The 21990-nt window shown below is 35.7% G+C and carries 20 protein-coding genes; 9 read left to right on the forward strand and 11 right to left on the reverse strand.

Annotated elements, in window-relative coordinates; all coding sequences use genetic code 11:
* Nucleotides 1–15 precede the first annotated feature (15 nt).
* Together EQG63_RS02580 and uvrC are read right to left on the reverse strand one after the other, a co-directional pair.
* The gene (locus EQG63_RS02580; protein WP_164974444.1) at nt 16–2268 is read right to left on the reverse strand and encodes a patatin-like phospholipase family protein; all 2253 of its coding nucleotides are present in this window, start codon (nt 2266–2268) and stop codon (nt 16–18) included.
* A 1-nt stretch (nt 2269) separates the two neighbouring features.
* Nucleotides 2270–4063, reverse strand: coding sequence for an excinuclease ABC subunit UvrC (gene uvrC, locus EQG63_RS02585; RefSeq protein WP_164974445.1), 1794 nt, complete (start codon nt 4061–4063; stop codon nt 2270–2272).
* A 113-nt stretch (nt 4064–4176) separates the two neighbouring features.
* Between uvrC and EQG63_RS02590 the strand changes: the two genes are divergently transcribed.
* From EQG63_RS02590 to EQG63_RS02600, 3 genes are read left to right on the forward strand one after another with little or no spacing between them, the layout of a single operon-like run.
* Nucleotides 4177–5421 carry a pyridoxal phosphate-dependent decarboxylase family protein gene (locus tag EQG63_RS02590; protein WP_129434105.1) on the forward strand — a complete coding sequence of 415 codons (1245 nt, stop codon included), beginning with the start codon at nt 4177–4179 and terminating at the stop codon, nt 5419–5421.
* Complete coding sequence (locus EQG63_RS02595) at nt 5408–5971, forward strand: 5-formyltetrahydrofolate cyclo-ligase (RefSeq protein ID WP_129434107.1); 564 nt, start codon at nt 5408–5410, stop codon at nt 5969–5971. The genes EQG63_RS02590 and EQG63_RS02595 overlap by 14 nt, the downstream gene beginning before the upstream one ends.
* Nucleotides 5972–6002: 31 nt before the next feature.
* On the forward strand, nt 6003–6200 hold the full coding sequence (locus EQG63_RS02600) for a hypothetical protein (RefSeq protein WP_129434109.1): 198 nt from the start codon (nt 6003–6005) through the stop codon (nt 6198–6200).
* Between the two features lie 44 nt (nt 6201–6244).
* Here the strand turns inward: EQG63_RS02600 and EQG63_RS02605 are convergent, their stop codons facing one another.
* The 6 genes from EQG63_RS02605 to gdhA all read right to left on the reverse strand — a co-directional run bounded on the left by EQG63_RS02605 (nt 6245) and on the right by gdhA (nt 15282).
* On the reverse strand, nt 6245–6850 hold the full coding sequence (locus EQG63_RS02605; RefSeq protein ID WP_129434111.1) for a lipoprotein signal peptidase: 606 nt from the start codon (nt 6848–6850) through the stop codon (nt 6245–6247).
* A gap of 85 nt (nt 6851–6935) precedes the next feature.
* Nucleotides 6936–7316, reverse strand: coding sequence for a TraR/DksA family transcriptional regulator (locus tag EQG63_RS02610; RefSeq protein WP_129434113.1), 381 nt, complete (start codon nt 7314–7316; stop codon nt 6936–6938).
* 9 nt (nt 7317–7325) lie between these two features.
* Nucleotides 7326–10727 carry an isoleucine--tRNA ligase gene (ileS, locus tag EQG63_RS02615; RefSeq protein ID WP_129434115.1) on the reverse strand — a complete coding sequence of 1134 codons (3402 nt, stop codon included), beginning with the start codon at nt 10725–10727 and terminating at the stop codon, nt 7326–7328.
* Between the two features lie 101 nt (nt 10728–10828).
* Nucleotides 10829–11542 carry a DNA repair protein RecO gene (gene recO, locus EQG63_RS02620; protein WP_129434117.1) on the reverse strand — a complete coding sequence of 238 codons (714 nt, stop codon included), beginning with the start codon at nt 11540–11542 and terminating at the stop codon, nt 10829–10831.
* Nucleotides 11542–13821, reverse strand: coding sequence for a type IX secretion system anionic LPS delivery protein PorZ (gene porZ / locus EQG63_RS02625; RefSeq protein ID WP_129434119.1), 2280 nt, complete (start codon nt 13819–13821; stop codon nt 11542–11544). Before porZ ends, recO begins: the two co-directional genes overlap by 1 nt.
* Nucleotides 13822–13938: 117 nt before the next feature.
* The gene (gdhA, locus tag EQG63_RS02630) at nt 13939–15282 is read right to left on the reverse strand and encodes an NADP-specific glutamate dehydrogenase (RefSeq protein WP_129434121.1); all 1344 of its coding nucleotides are present in this window, start codon (nt 15280–15282) and stop codon (nt 13939–13941) included.
* 188 nt (nt 15283–15470) lie between these two features.
* On the opposite strand from gdhA, the gene EQG63_RS02635 reads away from it, so the two are divergent.
* Complete coding sequence (locus EQG63_RS02635) at nt 15471–16283, forward strand: THC0290_0291 family protein (RefSeq protein WP_129434123.1); 813 nt, start codon at nt 15471–15473, stop codon at nt 16281–16283.
* 61 nt (nt 16284–16344) lie between these two features.
* Here EQG63_RS02635 and EQG63_RS02640 read toward each other — a convergent pair whose 3' ends face one another.
* From EQG63_RS02640 to EQG63_RS02650, 3 genes are read right to left on the reverse strand one after another with little or no spacing between them, the layout of a single operon-like run.
* A complete protein-coding gene (locus EQG63_RS02640) occupies nt 16345–17502 on the reverse strand; it encodes a cystathionine gamma-synthase (RefSeq protein ID WP_317125541.1) in 1158 nt (385 codons plus the stop codon).
* Nucleotides 17503–17540: 38 nt separating this feature from the next.
* Nucleotides 17541–17999, reverse strand: a complete 459-nt coding sequence (locus EQG63_RS02645) for a DinB family protein (RefSeq protein WP_317125537.1) — start codon at nt 17997–17999, stop codon at nt 17541–17543.
* 5 nt (nt 18000–18004) lie between these two features.
* Nucleotides 18005–18442: an acyl-CoA thioesterase gene (locus EQG63_RS02650; RefSeq protein ID WP_129434127.1), complete on the reverse strand. Its 438-nt coding sequence runs from the start codon at nt 18440–18442 to the stop codon at nt 18005–18007.
* 122 nt (nt 18443–18564) lie between these two features.
* Between EQG63_RS02650 and EQG63_RS02655 the strand changes: the two genes are divergently transcribed.
* From EQG63_RS02655 to nadD, 5 genes are all read left to right on the forward strand, one after another.
* Nucleotides 18565–18921, forward strand: coding sequence for an arsenate reductase family protein (locus EQG63_RS02655; RefSeq protein WP_129434129.1), 357 nt, complete (start codon nt 18565–18567; stop codon nt 18919–18921).
* The gene (locus EQG63_RS02660; RefSeq protein ID WP_129434131.1) at nt 18914–19804 is read left to right on the forward strand and encodes a DMT family transporter; all 891 of its coding nucleotides are present in this window, start codon (nt 18914–18916) and stop codon (nt 19802–19804) included. The genes EQG63_RS02655 and EQG63_RS02660 overlap by 8 nt, the downstream gene beginning before the upstream one ends.
* Before the next feature lie 80 nt (nt 19805–19884).
* A complete protein-coding gene (locus EQG63_RS02665; protein WP_129434133.1) occupies nt 19885–20745 on the forward strand; it encodes a YicC/YloC family endoribonuclease in 861 nt (286 codons plus the stop codon).
* Between the two features lie 58 nt (nt 20746–20803).
* Nucleotides 20804–21379: a guanylate kinase gene (gene gmk / locus EQG63_RS02670; RefSeq protein WP_129434135.1), complete on the forward strand. Its 576-nt coding sequence runs from the start codon at nt 20804–20806 to the stop codon at nt 21377–21379.
* Nucleotides 21380–21406: 27 nt separating this feature from the next.
* Nucleotides 21407–21988 carry a nicotinate (nicotinamide) nucleotide adenylyltransferase gene (nadD, locus tag EQG63_RS02675; RefSeq protein WP_129434137.1) on the forward strand — a complete coding sequence of 194 codons (582 nt, stop codon included), beginning with the start codon at nt 21407–21409 and terminating at the stop codon, nt 21986–21988.
* The last annotated feature ends 2 nt before the right edge of the window (nt 21989–21990 follow it).

Raw genomic sequence — 21990 nt, forward strand, 5'->3', positions numbered from 1 at the left:
TTTGTTTCTAAAAAATTAGAACCAAAAACCTACGGTAAACCAGGTATAATGTTTTTTCACTTCGGGCGACCAAGTGTGTTTGATTTCGATAGGTCCGATGAGAGTTTCCAAACCATAACCAATAGCATATCCTTCAAAAGTAGGATTCGATATCCATTCTTTACTGTCGAATATTTTATAACCTGCATTGGCATAATTGGCTGAAAAATTAAGATGATTTTTTTTCAAAAATTCATAATTTATGGTAGCCCCCGCTTTGACATAACTATCTCCTGAGAGGGTTAAAAAGTCATAACCATAAAAGGGTTTAAAGTTGTCAAACTTTTGAAATCCATAGCCTCCCAAAACAAAATCGAAAGAATGGTTCGTGTTTTCTCCGATCGTAAAACCACCTTCGCTTTGTATTTTTATAGCTACTTTCTTAAATATTTTTTGAACAATCGCTCCTTCCGCTTTTAAAATGGTAAGATTACTGAAGTCGTTGTTGTAATCGGATGAATTTATAACCGATTGAAAATCGCCAAAAAAGCTCCACCCTTTGGTTGGGAAATACTTATTGTTGAACGAATCAAATTTTAAAAATCCTACTGCAGACAAATAGTGACTGTTCTCTAAATAAGGAATTATAATATTTGTATTTCTTGAAGTTATTTTTAGAAATTGATGCTCTACACCTGCTCCTATTAAGAATTTTTGCGCAAAAATAGTCTGCACATACGCTTGATTTTTAGCTGAATTGTAATTGATCTCTAATTTATCGAGTTTTAATTGTGTTTTTAAGGCATTTCCTTTAAAATCAACATCTCCTGTTCTGTCAAATTGATTAAAGGTTGATTTCACACCAAAACTCCAATGGTAGCCATTATCGTAGTAATAATCTAAATTATATCTGAAATTGTCTCCAATTATTGTATTAAAAGAAATTACATCATTATCAAAAACTAAATTTTTCTTGGTGATATTTACTAAAGCAGAAGACTTAAACAATTCATCATAATGTACTCCTAATTTCAAATAGGTTTTCACTTGATTTTCTTTTACATTCACTTGCAGAATATCATTTTGCCCTTCTTCTACTAAACTGTAATTGATAGCACTAAAATTTTGAGTGGCATTCAAGTTATTAATACCGCTATGTAAATCATTGTAGCTTATTTTGTTCCCTTCTTTAAATCGCAATTTCCCCAACACATAGGACCTTGTATAATGCGGAATCTTATTGATATCAATTCTTTTGATGTATAAACTATCTTGTTTTTTTCTATTTATAACAGGCGGTTTATAACTAGAACTGTATTTTAAAAATTCATTTTCAAAAGCCATTCCTGCAATTTCACCTCTTTTAATAATTTCTTTTCCTTTATCGAACGAAATAACCGAAAATCCTTTAATATCGGGTTTAATATAAATAGTGGTGAGTTTCTTTTTTTCCTTCATCTTTTCTAACATTTGATAGTTAGACATTTGAGCAAAAATTCCCGTTATCCCATTTATTTTATCATTCTTTTTAAGATCATCCTGTACATCAACCCCAATTATGATGTCGGCACCCATTTTTAGTACCTCTTCCACAGGATAATTGTTTGTAATCCCGCCATCTAAATAATGTTTGTCATCGATTTCTACTGGAGAAAAAAGAGAGGGGAAAGCACTACTGGCTTGAATAACTAAGGGAAGAGAGCCTTCTTTAAAAATTTTCTCCTCACCCGTTTCCAAATTCGTAGCTACACACAAAAACGGAATACTTAATTTACTAAAATCACGAATATGCCTTTGATTATGGGTAAGTTTACTCAACAAATTGTAGTTGTACAATCCTTTTGAATAGGCTTTTGGAACCGCTACTTTTAGTTTTTGAAAAGGCAAGGTGAGCGCATAAACTTCATCATTACGTTTTTCGTAAAACGTTTTGTTATTTCTAGGTACAAAATCTTGAATAAGTTCATCGAAATTGGTGCCACTAAAAATGGAATCCAATTCATTAGCCGAATAACCACAAGCATATAAACCTCCGATTACCGCTCCCATACTGGTTCCGCCAATATAATCAATCTTGATTCCGGCTTTTTCAATTTCTTTCAAAACGCCAATATGTGCAAATCCTTTCGCACCACCACCACTTAACACCAATCCTATTTTTGGTTTTTTAATTGTGTCTTGGGAGAAAGAAGAAAGAGAAAAGAGAAAAGAGACAAGAAACAATAGCTTGCTAACTAGACTGCTTTTGATTTTTGACTTTTGACTTTTGCCATTTGCCTGAATTTTCATATTAAAGATTTGTTTTGTAAAATTCGGAAATTTTTTTGGCTTTTGATACACCTACAACGTCAGAAATTTCTTTTTCTGACGCTTCTTTTATTCTTTTGACACTTTTAAAGTGTTTTATTAATATTTCCATCGTTTTTTCACCAATGCCAGGTATACTTTCTAAAGAAGAATTGAGTGCCGATTTACTGCGTTTATCGCGATGGAATGTAATTCCGAAACGATGTGCTTCATTTCGTAAATGCTGAATAATTTTTAAAGTTTCCGATTTTTTATCCAAATACAGCGGAATGGAATCGCCAGGATAGAATAACTCTTCCAATCGCTTGGCTATACCAATGATGGCAATTTTTCCTCGAAGCTCTAAATCGTCTAAACTTTTCAAAGCGGAAGAAAGCTGTCCTTTTCCACCATCGATAATAATTAAATTGGGTAACGATTGATTTTCTTCCAACATGCGTTTGTATCTTCTATACACTACTTCTTCCATCGAAGCAAAGTCATTCGGACCTTCTACCGTTTTAATGTTGAAATGACGGTAATCCTTTTTACTTGGTTTTCCATCTTTAAACACCACACATGCCGAAACTGGATTCGTTCCTTGAATATTGGAATTGTCAAAACATTCGATATGACGTGGCTCGACTGAAAGTCGCAAATCCTTTTGCATTTGTGCCATAATTCGGTTGGTATGTCGGTCCGGATCTACAATTTGAATTTGTTTTAATTGATCCAAACGATAATACTTGGCATTGCGCTGCGAAAGCTCTAATATTTGTTTTTTGTCGCCCAATTGCGGAACGGTTACTTTAATTTTCTCGCCGAAATCCAATTCAAAAGGCAAAATAATTTCTTTCGAATTCAAATGGAAGCGCTCGCGGAGTTCTACTACAGCCAATTCTAACAATTCTTCGTCTGATTCTTCTAATTTTTTCTTCAGTTCTAAGGTATGCGAACGCACAATCGCTCCATGCGAAATTTGGAGAAAATTGACATAGGCCATCGTTTCATCAGAAACAATAGAAAACACATCAATATTGGATATTTTCGGATTTAAAATCGTAGAACGCGCTTGGTAATTTTCAAGTACTTCTATTTTTTCTTTAATCTTTTGAGCGGCTTCAAACTGCATGTCCGAAGCCAAATCGGTCATTAGTCTTTTGAAATCTTTCAAACTTTCTTTGAAGTTTCCTTTTAAAATTTCACGAATCGCATTGATTTGATGCTGGTATTGTTCTTGGGTTTCGAATCCTTCGCAAGCCCCTTTACAATTTCCGATATGGTATTCTAAGCATACTTTGTATTTTCCAGCAACAACATTATTCCGACTCAAATCGAAAGTACAAGTGCGCAGTGGATACAATTCTTTAATCAAATCCAAAATGGTATGTACCGTTTTAAAACTGGTATAAGGACCAAAGTATTCGGAACCATCTTTTATCATTTTTCGAGTCGAAAAAACACGTGGAAAAGCTTCGTTTTTAATGCAAATCCACGGATAGGTTTTATCGTCGCGTAACAAGACATTATAACGAGGTTGCAGTTTTTTGATTAAATTGTTTTCCAACAATAAAGCATCGGTTTCTGTTGGAACTACGATGTGTTTGATTTCTACAATTTTTTTGACTAAAACATTCGTTTTGGCCGTATCGTGGACTTTGTTAAAATAGGAAGCGACTCTTTTTTTTAAATTTTTGGCTTTTCCCACATATAAAATCTTTCCTTCTTTATCATAATACTGGTAGACCCCGGGACTATCGGGTAAGGTTTGTATTTGAAGTTCAAGAGGTGTGGGCATTATTCTTTTATTGTGCATTCAAATTTACAAATTCAATCGATATGTTTCTCAACTAACATTTATCATATTTTATCCTATTCCAAACCAATACTTTTGACCCAAATTGCACAACCATGATTACTTGGAAAAAATTAAGTCAAGAAGAACGTCAAGAACGTATTGAAAAAGCACTTTTAGAAAATGTCAACTTTGCCCATGATGCTTCTTTGGGATATCCAGCTTCTAAACTAGATACTAAAGTTTTTTATAGTGATGCCCCATTCCTTAAAGATGCACCCACTTTAAAAACCTATGTAGCCAATCCGAATCATATTGGTTGCCACACTATTGGTTCCTCCGAAAAAGCTTTTAGTGGTACACAAGAAATAGAACGCGAAGTGCTTAAAGTTTTGGCGGAAGATATTTTTAAAGCCGAAACAGGGAGTTATGATGGTTATATTGCTCCTGGTGGTACCGAAGCGAATATTCAGGCCATTTGGATGTATCGCAATTTGTTTCTGCATGATTATAAAGCCTTAGTCTCTGAAATTGCCATCATTGCTTCCGAAGATACCCACTATTCCATTCCGAAAGCCGCTAATTTATTGCTATTGGATCGAATTTCAGTTCCAGTTGATTTTGAAACTCGAAAAATTATTACATCAGAATTAGAGAAATTAATTGCAGATGCCAAACAAATAGGTAAAAAGTATTTTATTGTCGTTTCCAATATGGGCACTACTATGTTTGGTGCGGTAGATGATCCTGAAGATTATATTACTGTATTAGAAAAACACCAACTCAATTATAAATTACATATAGATGCCGCATATGGCGGATTTGTGTATCCGTTTAGCAATAAAAAGAGTACTATTAATTTTAGCCATCCCCAAATCAGTTCGATAACAATTGATGCGCATAAAATGCTGCAAGCACCTTATGGCACAGGTGTTTTTATTTGCAGAAAAGGATTAATTGAAAATGTTTTGACGAAAGAAGCCGAATATGTCGAAGGCATGGATTTGACACTTTGTGGCAGTCGAAGTGGTTCTAATGCAGTAGCCGTTTGGATGATTTTGTTTACCTACGGTCCATTTGGTTGGTTCGAAAAAATAAGTGTATTACAAATGCGAACCCAGTGGTTGTGCGAACAATTGGATGCTTTACACATTCGGTATTTTAGGGAGCCCAATATGAACATCGTAACCATACAATCCCAATATATTTCAAAAAATTTGGAAGAAAAATACGATTTGGTTCCGCAAAAACATGATGAAAGCAATAAATGGTACAAAATTGTGATTATGGACCACGTAGAAGTCGATCATTTGAGTACTTTTATAGTCGATTTAAAGAAAAACCTACATGTTAAAAGCTGATTTACGAACCAAATACAAAGCCTTACGAAAACCTCTTACTTTTGATGAAATCATGAACGACAGTTTGGCCATTGCCAACAATTGTTTGTATTTACCTGTTTGGGACAAAACCTATTTCCATTTGTTTTTACCAATTGAGGCGCAAAAAGAAGTCAACACCGAATTTTTATTGCAAATTTTAGCTGGGAGAGACAAAGAAGTAGTGGTTTCGAAATCGGATTTTGAAACTGGTTCTATGACGCATTATTTATTAACAGACAATACCAAATTAAAAGTCAACAATTACGGAATTCCGGAACCTGTTGATGGATTGGAAGTACCCGCCCATAAAATTGATGTGGTTTTTGTGCCATTGTTGGCTTACGATAAAAAAGGCAATCGTGTGGGATATGGAAAAGGGTTTTATGATCGGTTTTTAAGTGAATGCAAACCCGATGTTATTAAAATTGGTTTGTCGTATTTTGATCCTGAAGAAAGAATTTCCGATCTAACGGAACACGATGTAAAATTGAATTTTTGTGTAACGCCTGAAGGAGAGATTCAATTTTAGTTTATATTCGCAAACCAAATACCCTTAACCTATGAAAAATATATTTTTATCCCGTATTTCACTTGCGGTACTGTTTCTTTTAGCAGCAACTACACTAACAAATTGCGTACATGTGCACGATACCCGAAAAACGGTGGTGGTCAAACAAAAGCCGCTTCCACCGGGACAAGCCAAAAAGATTTATGGCGATAAGAGTGCTAAAAAACACGCTCCAGGACATAACAAATAAAAAAAGCCCTCAAAAGAGGGCTTTTTTTTATACTATTATTCTTCTTATTTAGTTCCGAAGGCTTTTTTATTAAACACAATCAAAATTCCTACTCCTGTAGAAATGGCTACGTCGGCTATATTAAAAATCGCATTAAAGAATGTGAATTGTTTTCCCCCTAAAAAAGGAACCCATTGGGGCATTAAATAGTCTTCCACAAAAGGGAAATAAAACATATCGACCACTTTACCGTAAAACCAAGTGCCATAAGGTTGGTCACTAAACAAAGTTGCTACTTGGTTTTCGCTGTGATTGAAAATAACGCCATAAAATACCGAATCAATAATATTACCGAAAGCACCTGCTAAAATTAAAGCAATGGCAAAAATCAATAAGTTGGAGGCTTTTTCTTTAACCGAAAGCCATAGCCAATAGCCAATTCCGCCAACGGCAATAATTCTAAAAGTCGTTAAAATTAGTTTTCCATACATCCCTGGAAGTTCTACCCCCCAAGCCATACCTTCATTTTCTACAAAAAGAAGTTTGAACCAATTGGTCACTTCAATTTGACCGCCATGACCCAGAATAAAATGGGTTTTGACATATATTTTAGAAAGTTGATCGATTAATAAAACCAAAAAAACTACAAAATAGGCTTTCTTTAAGTTCATCTTTTTTAATTTGAATTGCAAAAATAAACATTCTTCATAAAAAACGCTCCAAAAAGGAGCGTTCAGTCGAATATTATTTTAAAAATTAGCGTTGCAAGTTTTTCGCTTCAATACTCATGGTTGCGTGAGGTACTAATTTTAATCTATCTTTATTAATTAGTTTACCTGTTACTTTACAAATCCCGTAGGTTTTGTTCTCAATACGCACCAAAGCATTTTTTAAATCACGAATGAATTTTTCCTGACGAATAGCTAACTGTGAATTGGCTTCTTTAGACATGGTTTCGCTTCCTTCCTCAAATGCTTTGAATGTTGGCGATGTATCATCGGTTCCATTATTCAAATCATTTAGGTATGCACTTTTTATTAAGTCTAAGTCGTTTTTAGCTTTTTCTAATTTTTTTTGGATCAATTCTTTAAACTCTGCTAATTCAGCATCGGAAAATCTAATTTGTTCATCTACCATAATTTCTACTTATTTTGAAATTAATATTTTAGTTCTTAGTTCATCAAACTCAATTTCTGTACCGTTTTCGATACTTTCTGCGAAAATTAATTCTCCTGTAAGTGTTTCCGACTTGATGTACTCTAGATTTGCTGTTACTGCTGGCTGAATTTCCCCATCATTCAACATTGTCACAGTAATTTTATCCGTTACCTCAAAGCCAGAATCTTTACGAATATTTTGGATTCTGTTGACCAATTCACGAGCGATACCTTCTTTTCTTAATTCATCGGAAATTGTAATATCCAATGCTACTGTTATACCGTTTGAATTAGCAACTAACCAACCTTCAATATCCTGAGAAGAAATCTCTACATCTTGAGTTGTTAAAGTAACACTATTTCCTGAGATAACAAGACTTATTTCGCCTTCTCGCTCTAATTTTGCGATTTGTTCTTGCGTAAAATCTTGTATTTCTTTGGAAATCAAGCCCATATCTTTACCAAAACGTGGTCCTAAATTTTTAAAATTAGGCTTTATTTGCTTTACTAATATACCTGAAGCATCACTTAAAAGCTCGATTTCCTTCACGTTTACTTCCGCTTTAATCAAGTCTTCTATCGCTAGAATTTCAGCTTTGAAAGCATCGTCAAGTACCGGAATCATTACTCTTTGCAATGGTTGACGTACTTTAATCATTTCTTTTTTACGTAGTGATAATACCAATGAAGAAATGGTCTGTGCTTTCTGCATTCTACTCTCCAGTGATTTATCAACAAAGTTTTCAACCGAAACGGGGAAGTTTGCCAAGTGAATACTTTCAAAACTTTCCTTATTGGTCGTGGCATTCAGGTCTTTATAGAGCCTATCCATAAAGAATGGCGCTACCGGCGCTGATAATTTAGCCACCGTTTCTAGACAGGTATAAAGCGTCTGATAAGCGGCAATTTTGTCTTGCGCGTACTCGCCTTTCCAGAATCTACGACGGCATAAACGCACGTACCAGTTACTTAAATTTTCTTGTACGAAGTCGGAAATAGCTCTTGTAGCTCGAGTTGGCTCATAATCAGCATAGGCTTCATCCACCAGTTGAATTAAGGTATGTAATTCCGATAAAATCCAACGGTCAATTTCAGGTCTTTCTGCTAATGGAACTTCCGCTTCATTATAGGTAAATCCGTCAATATTCGCATACAAACCGAAGAAAGAATACGTGTTATATAACGTTCCGAAGAATTTTCGACGCACCTCAGCAATTCCTTCTAAATCGAATTTTAAATTATCCCATGGATTTGCATTGGATATCATGTACCAACGGGTAGCATCCGGACCGAATTCAGATAAAGTATCAAACGGATCGACAGCATTCCCCAAACGTTTCGACATTTTTTGTCCGTTTTTATCCAAAACCAACCCATTAGACACTACATTTTTATAGGCCACTTTATCGAACACTAAAGTCGAAATCGCATGTAAAGTATAAAACCAACCACGGGTTTGATCGACTCCTTCCGCAATAAAATCGGCTGGAAAATCTTGATTTCCGTCGATTTTCTCCTTGTTTTCAAAAGGATAATGCCATTGCGCATACGGCATTGCCCCCGAATCGAACCAAACATCAATTAAGTCGCTTTCACGTTTCATAGGTTCGCCCGAAGCGGAAACTAATACGATTTCATCGACTACATTTTTATGCAAATCGACTAAATCATAATTGGATTCTGCCATATTTCCGATTTCGAATCCTTTGAATGGATTTTCGTTCATGAAACCAGCAGCGATCGCTTTTTCAATTTCGTTGTATAATTCTTCAACAGAACCCACACAGATGGTTTCGGTTCCTTCGTCATTTCTCCATAAGGGTAATGGAATTCCCCAATATCTTGAACGCGATAAATTCCAATCGTTGGCATTTTTCAACCAATTCCCGAAACGTCCTTCACCTGTTGCTTTTGGCTTCCAGTTGATGGTTTCGTTAAGATCGAACATTCTATCTTTCACTTCCGTTACTTTGATGAACCAAGAATCTAACGGATAGTATAAAATGGGTTTGTCGGTTCTCCAACAATGTGGATAACTGTGTACGTATTTCTCCACCTTAAAGGCTTTGTTTTCTTCTTTTAATTGGATAGCGATTTCAACATCTACCGATTTTTCTGGCGCTTCACCATCGTTATAGTATTCATTCTTCACATATTTCTCAGAATAAACACCTAACCCTTTGATGAATCTTCCTTGTAGATCCACTAGTGGCACTGCGTTTCCATTTTCGTCTAACACCAACATTGGCGGTACTTCCGGTGTTGCTTCTTTGGCAACTTTTGCATCATCGGCTCCAAAAGTAGGCGCTGTATGAACTACTCCTGTTCCATCTTCTGTAGTTACGAAATCACCTGAAATTACTCTAAATGCATTTTCTGGCGTTTGATATGGTAATGTCCAAGGCAATAATTGTTCGTAACGAATTCCGACTAAATCAGCTCCTTTACATTCAGCAACGATTTGATAGGGAATATTTTTATCGCCTTCTTTGAAATTTTCAAAATCAGCAGCTTCTGTACTTGCAAAAAACCCTTTTCCGAATTGTTTTCCAACCAAGTTTTTGGCTAAAATTACTTTTACCGGACGGAAGGTATATTGATTAAACGTTTCCACTAAAACATACTCAATTTTTGGTCCGACAGTTAAAGCGGTATTACTTGGCAAGGTCCAAGGCGTAGTGGTCCAAGCTAGGATATGTACGTCTCCAAACCCTTGCAAAAAGCTTGGCAACGTTTCATTTTTGGTTTTGAATTGCGCTACAACAGTCGTATCCGTAACATCACGATACGAACCCGGTTGATTCACTTCGTGAGACGACAAACCTGTTCCCGCTTTTGGAGAATAGGGCTGAATGGTGTAGCCTTTGTATAATAAATCTTTGTTGTAAATCTGTTTTAGCAACCACCAAACCGATTCCATGTATTTGGATTTGTAAGTTACATATGGATCTTCCATATCCACCCAATAGCCCATTTTTTCGGTAAGATCATTCCACACGTCAGTATAACGCATTACGGTTTTTTTACACGCTTCGTTGTACTCGGTCACGGAAATGGATTTCCCGATATCTTCTTTGGTGATTCCTAATTCTTTTTCGGTCCCTAATTCTACAGGTAAACCGTGCGTATCCCAACCCGCTTTACGCTTCACTTGGAATCCTTTTTGAGTTTTATAACGACAAAAAATATCTTTAATCGCACGCGCCATCACGTGATGAATTCCTGGTAATCCGTTTGCCGAAGGTGGTCCTTCAAAAAACACATACGGTTGGTTTCCTTCACGAGTAGTTACACTTTTCTCAAAGATGTTGTTTTTTTTCCAAAAATCAAGAACTTCTGATGCTACAGTAGGTAAGTCAAGTCCTTTATATTCAGTAAATTTCGTATTCATTTTGTCGCATTCTAAAATCAATGCGCGAAAGTACTAATTTTTGAATAATTCTGTGTTAATACTATGACAAAATAAGCAACTTACGATGATTTTTACATGATTTAGGAAAAGACTTCTTTTAAGACCTCTAAGGATTTTGGTTTTTTAAAGCCATCAAGGTGAATGGCATAATAGTCTAAAAGAATTTTTAAAAGGATTTGTCTTTCAGATGATGTAAATGTTTTTTGATTGCTATCAAATTTCAATTGAATGAGTTTTTTAAGCAAGAAAGAATCGTTTTCTGGCAACGAATTCATGCCGTGTAAAGGCGTAAAAATTCCATCAAGGACATCAAAAAAAGGAAAATCAATTTCAGAAGCATCGGGGTAAAATCCAAGAAATTTGGTTACTTCCAACAATAAAATCAAATGAAAATTCGCAATTTCATCATGATTGTCTAACCAAATCAAGGCGCTTTCTAGAAAATCAAACAATAATTCGTTTTTTTCTTCTTCTCGAATGCTGTGGTGCAATACTTCTGATAAAAAAATGAGAATGGTACTTTTTACAATGTTGGTGTTTACCGAATTGTAGGGCGTGGCCAATCGAATTTCTTTAAAATGTTCGAGTGTTCCTTTGTTTTTATGTGTCGCTTCGATTTCCAGAATGGTTAACGGTTGGAAATACGCTATTTTTTGATTGGATTTTTTAGCCGCGAAAGCATTGGGAACGAAATAACTTTTCAACCCGTCCGATTGTGTAAAACATTTGACAATTAATGATTTTTCTTGGTATTTAAGAGCGCTAAGAACAATCGCTTTGGTTTTAACCAGCATTATCGAACAATCATTACTTTTTTAACTTCCGTTTCTAGACCATCGCTGGTAGACAAATGCAACATATAAACTCCTGAAGCCACCTTTCGTTTTCTGAAATTTGTAGTATCCCATATCACAGTACCTCCTTGTGAAATCGCTTCAAAAACCAAATTACTTTCAATATCAGTAATTTTTACATTGGCTTTATCGGTTAGACCCGTTATGGCTACATTTCCAGTAAAGCCTGGGCGAACCGGATTGGGGTACACAATTACATTTTGAAGATTATCCTCACCCGCGGTAGCATTTCCTTTGAAGGATACCAATCCGCTTTCGGTAGCCATAAACACCTCACCAGTATATTTGTTAATTTCCAAATCAATTACCGTGTTGTTGGGCAATGGAGAGTTTTCTTTGGTAAAAATGGCATATGTTTTTTGACCGTCGGCAGAGATGTAAAAAACTCCGGCCCCTGCTGTTGAAATCCATTTGTTATTGGCACCATCTACTACAATATCGGTAATAAATTGATTGAACATAAGCTCTTGTGCCAAATTGTCTTCCAAAATAATAATAGAAGTAGATTCTATGGCGTTTTGTGATAAAAAGGAATCGACACTATTTACAATTCGCAATCCTTTTGTAGTTCCTATCCAAAGTTTATTTTTTTGATCTACCGCTACGGCACGCGCGTCTATACTGGGAAGATTTCCTTCTCCTTCACCTTCAATGATGGCCAAACATCTGTTATTGTATTTTTCATTAAAGGCCACTACTCCGTTGTTGTTGGTCGCAATCCATTTGGTACCGTTTTTATCAACCGCAATGGTTCCATAACTTGAAAATCTTTGCCCTGTAGCACACGATAAATTATACGCTTGCCATTGTCCGTTATTTTTTAAACTATGTAAACCAATAGGTGCAATCGCATTTGTAACCCATAGATTTCCTTCGTTATCGAGTGCCAATGCATTCACGCGAATATCATCAGGCACTTGTCCTGGAATAGTGGTTAATGTACTGTTTGAAGCGTTATAAATTGTTGTTGGTGCATCATTTTCAACTTTTAACAATCCCGAATAACTGGAGCCAAAAAAGACTTGATTTTCATTGATGGGATTCACTAAATTTTTGGTGATGGATTTGGCCGAAAAGATATCTGCAAAAGCAGTCGATTTATACAAATTGGTGTCCGAATTGTATTTTGTTATCGGGAATGTATCCAATGGATACGGATTATAATATCCAGAATGGTCTCCGTACACCATCCAAAAACCAGTTCTAAAACTAGACAAGCCAAAAACTTTGTTTCGCACTGGACCCGGAGGTGTGAAATTTTTAAAAGTAGTTGGATTATTGAAATTGGTCATAAATATGCCGTTTTCTTTCGTTCCGATATATATCTGATTGTTTATTATAGTGGTGCAGATAAACGTTGCCGTTGAGTTAGGCATATTATTAATTTGCAAAGTTTGATTAAACAAATCATCTAAAATTGTAATATAGTTTTGTGAGGTAAGTATTAATTTATTGTCTACTGCCCTAACATCATTCGTTAATTGGGGCAAAGATCTAATTAAAACAGGCGTATTCCCATTCAAATAATACAACCCGCTGTTTAAATTAGTCGCTATAATTTTGTCTCCTAATTTCTCTACAGCGCTCCAGTTATCGTTAGAAACCATTGTCCATTGACTGAAATCTACAATAAATGGGTTTATAACGGAAGCTCTTAATATCCCGTAACCGTTTGCTACAGCATAAATAACATCATTCAATACTGTTGTTTGAAAAATTTCGATGTTAGAACCATTGGGTCCAATATAATAGGTATCCCCAAATTGAGACGTTCTTAAATTGAAGACTGAAATTCCAAAATCAGTAGAGATATAAATTTTTCCGTTGTACTCACAAAAGTGATTGATTCTCTTTTTATTAGGCGGAATAGAACCTTTGTTGATAATATCAACTACATTCAACATGCTTCCATCAACCTCATTGATAACAATTATCAATCCATTGGCATGCCCTAAAATTGTTTTATTATAGGCTTTACTATAATGAATCTGTGTGATGTTTTCGCCGGAAAGTCCTTCTACTGTTGTGGTTGTTTTTTCTATTCCCGTTAGTGTGTTTTTGGTAAAATAGGCATTTTCGGTACCGGCAAAAACGCTTTGGCTACCCATTGAAATATCTTTAATTGCATTAAATGAAAAATAACCTTTCCATTTCGAGTTAACCTGTGATTGACCAATGATTGATGTTAAAAGGAATAGTATTTTGAAATAATTTTTCATCTGCATATTTAAATTCAAGACAAATATAAAATAAAAACGATGTTTTATAATTTTTGGTATGCAGAAATAAAAAAAGCGCTCAAATCGAGCGCTTTTAAACTGTATCTATAAAAAAGATTATACTACACCTTGTGCTAACATCGCATCGGCAACTTTTACGAAACCAGCAATATTGGCCCCTTTAACGTAATCAACATAACCATTGCCATCTGAACCGTATTGTACACAAGCTTGGTGAATGTTATTCATGATTACTTTTAAACGATCGTCTACTTCTTCAGAAGACCAGCTTAAACGTAAAGAGTTTTGTGACATTTCTAAACCTGAAGTGGCAACACCTCCTGCATTAGAAGCTTTTCCTGGAGCGAATAAAATTTTAGCTTTTTGGAATTCAAGAACTGCTTCTGGTGTAGATGGCATGTTAGCTCCTTCTGCTACACAGATACATCCGTTAGCTACTAAAGTTTTAGCATCGTCACCGTTTAATTCGTTTTGCGTAGCACATGGTAATGCGATATCACATTTTACTTCCCATGGACGTTTTCCTTCAACGAATTTAGCGTTTGGATATTTTTTAAGGTAATCAGAAATACGACCGTAGTTTACGTTTTTGATTTCCATTACATACGCTAATTTTTCTTCGTCGATCCCTTCAGCATCATAAATATATCCTGATGAATCGGATAAAGTAACAACTTTACCTCCTAATTGTCTTGCTTTTTCAGCAGCATATTGCGCAACGTTTCCTGATCCAGAAACCACAACTGTTTTACCATCAAAACTTTGACCCTTTGTTTTTAACATGTTGTAAGCAAAGTACACATCTCCGTAACCTGTAGCTTCAGGACGGATTAAAGAACCTCCAAAAGTGATTCCTTTACCAGTTAAAACTCCTGTAAACTCGTTACGTAATTTTTTGTATTGACCAAACATATACCCAACTTCTCTTCCTCCTACACCGATATCTCCGGCTGGAACGTCAGTATCAGCTCCAATGTGACGCGCTAATTCTGTCATGAAAGCTTGACAAAAACGCATGATTTCTACATCTGATTTTCCTTTAGGATCAAAGTTAGATCCCCCTTTTCCACCACCCATTGGCAATGTAGTTAAAGAGTTTTTGAATACTTGCTCGAACGCTAAGAATTTCAAAATACTTAAATTAACTGAAGGGTGAAAACGCAATCCCCCTTTATATGGACCAATCGCAGAATTCATTTGGATTCTGTATCCTTTATTTACTTGTGTTTGACCTTTATCATCAATCCAAGCCACACGGAACATCATTACTCTTTCTGGTTCAACCATACGCTCAAGTAACATTTTACCTTGGTATTTTGGATTTTTTTCAATGAATGGAATCACCGTTTCTGCAACTTCCTGTACAGCTTGCAAAAATTCAGGTTCATTAGGGTTGTTTTTAGCTACTGCTTCAACAAAAGCATCAATACTTTGTGACATAATATTTTTAATTTTAATTACGTTTAAGAAAACGATTTCGTTTGGAAGTACAAATATACATTTTATCTAATATTTGCACCTAAAAAAATTATCTGTTTATATAATATTATTCTTTATTTTTTAAATTTTCTTTTTGATGTGAATGATGTTTTTATATATTTGTTCCTTAATGAATTAAACAATACGTCATGCCCAAGTTAATCAAGTTAGTCATTTTAACCTTCTTTTTTAGCAATTTAAGTATTGCCCAGTATGGATTTTCACATGAAGTAGGTCTTATTACTGGTCCAGTAGCCTTTCAATCTGACTATGGTGTTAGGCACGATTTTAAAACGAATGCGGGTAATACTGGTTTCGGAATTGGTTTGATACATTATTTAAATTTCTCTTATCGCGCTGACTGTAACTGTTATACTCCTGAAACATACTTTAATGATCACTTTAAGTTGAGAAGTGAACTTTCATTTAACAAAACAAATCTTGAGCATTTTGGAAAATGGGTAACTCCTGAAAAAGTAGCAAAATCAGAAACAGCTAAACAAATTAAAGCTATGAAAGGTTCTACTTCGGTAACCGATATAGGTATGCAAATTGAATTTTATCCTTTAAGCATAAGAGATTTTACAGCTTCAACAGGAAGTTGGGCGCCATTTGGTAGTTTAGGAGCACATTATAATTTCTATTCTCCATCGGTTTCTACCGATTATGGGGATGGACAACTTTTAAACGAAGACAATATCACCTCTAAATACTGGGCACCTTCTGAAGGAAAAAAACACGGATTTTCTAACGACAATGGAAGTACTTGGTCTATTGTAACTAGTGTTGGAACACGATACAAATTAACTCCACTTTCGGATTTAATTGTTGATTTGAGATGGCAATATTATTTTTCCAACTGGGTGGATGGTTTAAATCCTAATCCAACCTTATATCCAGAAAACAAATCAAACGACTGGAATGTTTGGTTAAATTTTGGTTACATTTATTATTTAGATTAATCTTTTTTAATAAAACATAAAGACAATAAAAAACCCGAGAAATTTCTCGGGTTTTTTATTATTAAGCTAAGGCTTGCTTTAAATCTTCTATTAAATCTTCTACATCTTCAATTCCTACACTCAAACGAACTAGATCATCCGTAATTCCGATTTCTTTTCGTTTGTCTTCTGGTATCGAAGCATGGGTCATTAACGCTGGATGATTCGCTAATGATTCTACGCCTCCTAATGATTCTGCCAAAGTAAACACGTTTACTTTTTCTAAAAACGAAATGGCATCTTCTTTTTTACCGGTTTTAAAAGTAAAAGTTACCATTCCTCCAAAACCACCAATCATTTGTTTTTTGGCAATTTCATGAAACGGATGGTTTTCCAAACCTGGGTAATACACACGTTCCACTTTTGGATGGTTTTGTAAAAATTCGGCCACTTTTGCTCCGTTTTCACAATGACGTTGTACGCGTAAGTGTAACGTTTTAATTCCTCTTAATACCAAGAACGAATCTTGTGGACCTAACGTTGCTCCTGTTGCAAATTGTTTGAAATGCAATTCTTCCCCTAACGCTTTATCTTTAATGATCAAGGCACCTGCAATGACATCACTATGCCCTCCTAAATATTTGGTCGCCGAATGCATTACGATATCAGCTCCTAAATCTAAGGGTTTTTGCAGGTATGGAGTTGCAAACGTATTGTCAACCGCAAACAAAATGTTGTGTTTTTTAGTGATTTGTGCAATAGCCTCAATATCGGCTAATTTCATTAACGGGTTGGTAGGGGTTTCTACCCAAACCAATTTAGTGTTTTCATTGATCAACTTTTGGAAGCCATCCAAATCGTTCATATCTACAAAATGGAATTTTATTCCACTGTCTTTATACAAACGAGTAAACAACCTATAAGTACCTCCGTATAAATCGTCCATGGCAATGATTTCATCACCTGCTTTAAACAAGCGAAGCAAACAATCTGTCGCTGCAAGACCTGATGAAAAGGCCAATCCTCTTGCTCCATTTTCGATACTTGCCAACGCATTTTCCAAAGCCGTTCGTGTCGGGTTGGCCGCACGAGAATATTCATACTCTGGATTTAATGGTTTTCCTGGGCTGGTTTGTACAAACGTTGACGTTTGATACACCGGAGGCATTACTGCTCCTGTGCTTGGGTCATGGTGTTGCCCACCATGTATGGTTTTTGTATTGAATTTCATTCTACTTATTTTTTTTACAAATTTATTCTAAAAAAGTGATTTGATACTTATAAAAACTTACGAATTTGCATCATAATCCCGGTGTGTAAAGCCTCGTGGTAGTTGTTAAATTCCATCGCGGCTTTTGCATTTTTTATGACAAAACCAACACCTGTGGTGAATTCCATGTATTCCCCGAAAATATCGTTGGCGAAATCTTCTTTGGTTTGCTCTAATGTCGAAAACAACAATTCTTTGATTTCGTTTACTTCTTCCTGAGTAATTTCTCCTTCTGGTTTTGTGCCTTTTTTATAAGTTTCTACCATTTCATCTGAAATCATCATCGGCAAACCAGATAAATTATACACCAGCATTTGTTGTACCGTTACGATATGACCAATATTCCAAATTAGGTTATTCGAAAATCCTTCGGGTATTTTATTCAATTGTTCCAAAGTGTGGTTTTCTAAAAATTGTAACAGCATTTTTCTGCTGGTGTGGTTGATTTCAAAAGTTGATTGCATCATTTTGTTTATAAGGTTACAAAATCATTTGTTTTAGGAAAAGCATTCATGACTTCTTGTACAATTTCAGGAGTTGGTGTTGCCAATTTTCTCAGCTTGGTGTCCATCCAAGCCCCATCAACACTGATTACCGCACAAAGCTCTTCTTTGTCGTTTTTTAATTCGTGAACAATGGTCCAACGAGAAGCGTCTGCTCGCATTTTCCCCATTTTTGTACTAATGGTTATGGTGTCATTAAGATGAATTTCTTTTCTGAAAATACATTCTTCGCGAAACAAAATCGGACCAAATTGCTGCTGTTGCATCAGTTTCATTGTGAGACCATGTTGCTCTAAAACTTCAATACGGTGTTGTGCTCCAAAATCGTAATAAGCACTGTGTCGCATATGAAAATTCGGATCTAAGTCAGACCAACGAATTGAAATTTCTTTTGTAAAAACACCCATCTGTAAAAAATTTACTCAAAAATAAAGAGAATAATTGGCTTTAATGAAACTCGAACATTTAATTTAAATCTATTTTAACGAAAACCGTACTTTTGCAATGTGAACGACTTAAAAACATCCTAATGAACAAAATATATTTTCTTGCTTCATGCGACACCTGTCGTAAAATCATCAAATCATTGCCCAATACCGATACATTAACTTTTATCGATATTCGTCAAAATCCAATTTCAGAAACCGATTTAGAAGAAATGTACCAACTTTCCGGTAGTTACGAAGCGCTGTTCAGTAAAAAAGCACAGTTGTACAAATCGATGGATTTGAAAAACAAAAACCTTCAAGAAGCCGATTTTAAAAAATACCTTTTAGAACATTATACCTTCTTGAGCCGTCCCGTTGTTATTTTTAACAATGAAATTTTCATTGGCAATACACAACCCAATATTCTAAAATTAACGAAAGCCTTACAAAGTGTCTAAAAGAAATTGGGCGCTAGTAGCCGCAACCTTAGTCTCCATTATTTACGGAGTAACGTTTACCATTGCTAAAGATGTAATGCCCAAACATATCGATGCTTTCGGATTTATTTTCTTGCGGGTTGGAGGCTCGATGTTGCTATTTTGGTTGGCTACTTTGTTTGTCAAAACTGAAAAAATTGAAAAAGCAGATTTCCCAAGAATCATCGCCGCTTCTTTCTTTGGTATTGCTTTCAACATGCTTACTTTTTTCAAAGGACTGAGTTATACTTCTCCTATTATGGGTGCCGTTTTGATGGTGACCACCCCTATGATTGTATTGGTTTTATCCGCCATTCTGATTAAAGAACGTATGGAAAACCGCAAAATCATCGGAATACTTTTGGGTCTTGCGGGTACTATTACATTGATACTTTATGGAAAATCGATGATCAATGCTCCGAATGCTACGCTAGGAAATATTCTCGTATTTGTTAATGCGGTTTCCTATGGTTTTTACCTTATCATCGTGAAAAAGTTAATGGACAAATACAAGGCACTTTCTTTTGTAAAATGGATTTATTTCTTTGGCTTTTTGATGGTGATCCCGTTTGGATGGAATGAATTTCAAGCGGTAGAATGGGCAACAGTTCCATCTTCTGCTTATCTTAAAATTGGTTTTGTGGTCGTTTTTTCCACCTTCTTGACTTATTTATTGAATCTACTTTCGATGAAAGAATTAAAACCCACTACGGTAGCGGTGTTTATCTATTTACAGCCCTTATTCGCTTCCATTTTTGCCATCGGATTGGGAAAAGACGAGTTGAGTTGGGTGAAAATTGGTTCGGCCTTACTAATTTTTGTTGGGGTGTATTTGGTAACTATTAAGCCCCGAATTCACGAATAATTTTCATTGCAATTGACATTGATTATTGCAATTTAACAGACTCCAAACTTTTATTTATCTTTACGCCTTATTTTACAACTATGATACAATCGATGACTGGCTTTGGGAAAGCAACTTTGCAATTACCAACCAAAAAAATAACAGTAGAAATCAAATCCTTAAACAGCAAAGGTTTAGACTTAAATACAAGAATGCCTTCGGTGTATCGTGAAATGGAATTGGGGTTACGCAACCAAATTTCACAACAATTAGAACGTGGAAAAGTAGATTTCTCCTTGTACATCGAAGTAACTGGTGAGGAAACTTCCACCAAAGTGAATGCGCCCATTGTAAAAGCGTATATCGCTCAAATGCGTGACATTTTACCCGACGCCGATAACACTGAATTAATGAAAATGGCCGTTCGTATGCCTGATGCGTTAAAAACAGAACGTGACGAAATTGACGAAAACGAATGGAAACATATTCAAATGGTAATTAATGAAGCACTGGTAGCGATCAATCAATTCAGAAAAGATGAAGGACTGTCATTAGAAACGGAATTCAATACCCGAATAAACAATATTCGCTCCCTGATGAACGAAGCCGTTTCCTATGATGCAGAACGAGTAGATACGGTTAAAAACAGATTGCGTACCGCATTGGAGGAATTAAAAACCAACGTAGATGAAAATCGTTTCGAACAGGAACTGATTTTTTATCTTGAAAAATATGATATCACCGAAGAAAAAGTTCGCTTGGGAAATCACTTGGATTATTTTATTGAAACCTTAAACGGAAAAGAAGCCAACGGCCGTAAATTAGGTTTTATTACCCAAGAAATGGGACGTGAAATCAACACCATGGGATCTAAATCCAACCATACTGAAATGCAAAAATTAGTAGTGCAAATGAAAGATGAGTTGGAAAAAATTAAGGAGCAGGTTCTTAATGTATTATAATATTTAGCCACGAATACACGAATCAATCTTTAATCATTCGTGGCAAAAAAACACTGTAATGAAACAAGGTAAATTAATCGTTTTCTCGGCGCCATCAGGCTCCGGAAAAACTACTATAGTAAGACATTTATTGGGAATTGACGAATTGAATTTAGAATTCTCCATTTCGGCGGCAACACGTGCCCCGCGTGGCGAAGAAATTTCAGGCAAAGACTATTATTTCATGTCAATTCATGATTTCAAACAACACATCAAAGCGGAAGATTTCGTAGAATGGGAAGAAGTATATCGCGATAACTTTTACGGCACTTTAAAAACCGAAGTAGAACGCATTTGGGCTTTGGGTAAAAATGTTATTTTCGATATTGATGTGGCAGGTGGACTGCGTATCAAATCGAAATTCCCGGAGCAAACCCTTGCCGTCTTCGTAAAACCTCCGAGTGTAGACGAATTAAAACGCCGTTTAAAAGAACGCTCTACCGAAAGTGATGATAAAATCAACATGCGTATTGCCAAAGCACACGTAGAATTGGCTACCGCACCACAATTTGACGTAATCATAAAAAATTACGATTTGGATGTGGCAAAAGAAGAGGCACATCAGTTAGTAAAGAATTTTATCGAAAAATCATAACGATTGCTTCGCCAAACTCGCAATGACATGAAAATAGGATTGTATTTCGGAACCTTTAATCCCATTCACATTGGGCACTTAATCATTGCTAATCATATGGCAGAGCATTCCGATTTGGATCAAATTTGGATGGTGGTCACACCACACAATCCGCACAAACAGAAAAGCACCTTATTAGACGATTACCATCGCTTGCATATGGTGCATTTGGCTACCGAAGATTTTCCCAAATTAAAGCCTTCCGATATTGAGTTCAAATTGCCACAACCCAATTATACGGTCAATACTTTAGCCCATTTACAAGAGAAATATCCACAACATGCGTTTGCTTTAATTATGGGTGAGGACAATTTGAATTCGCTTCACAAATGGAAAAACTACGAAGTGATTGTAAACAACCACGATATTTATGTGTATCCACGATTGCATTCGGGAGAAATGGACAATCAATTTACGAATCATCCTAACATTCATAAAGTTGCGGCACCGGTGGTTGAATTGTCCTCCACATTTATCCGCGAAAGCATCAAAAATAAGAAAAACGTCATCCCAATGCTTCCTCATAAAGTATGGGACTATGTGGAGCACAATTTGTTTTATACGAAGTAGTA

It is taken from the genome of Flavobacterium amnicola (genome assembly GCF_004122165.1).
GTDB lineage: Bacteria > Bacteroidota > Bacteroidia > Flavobacteriales > Flavobacteriaceae > Flavobacterium > Flavobacterium amnicola.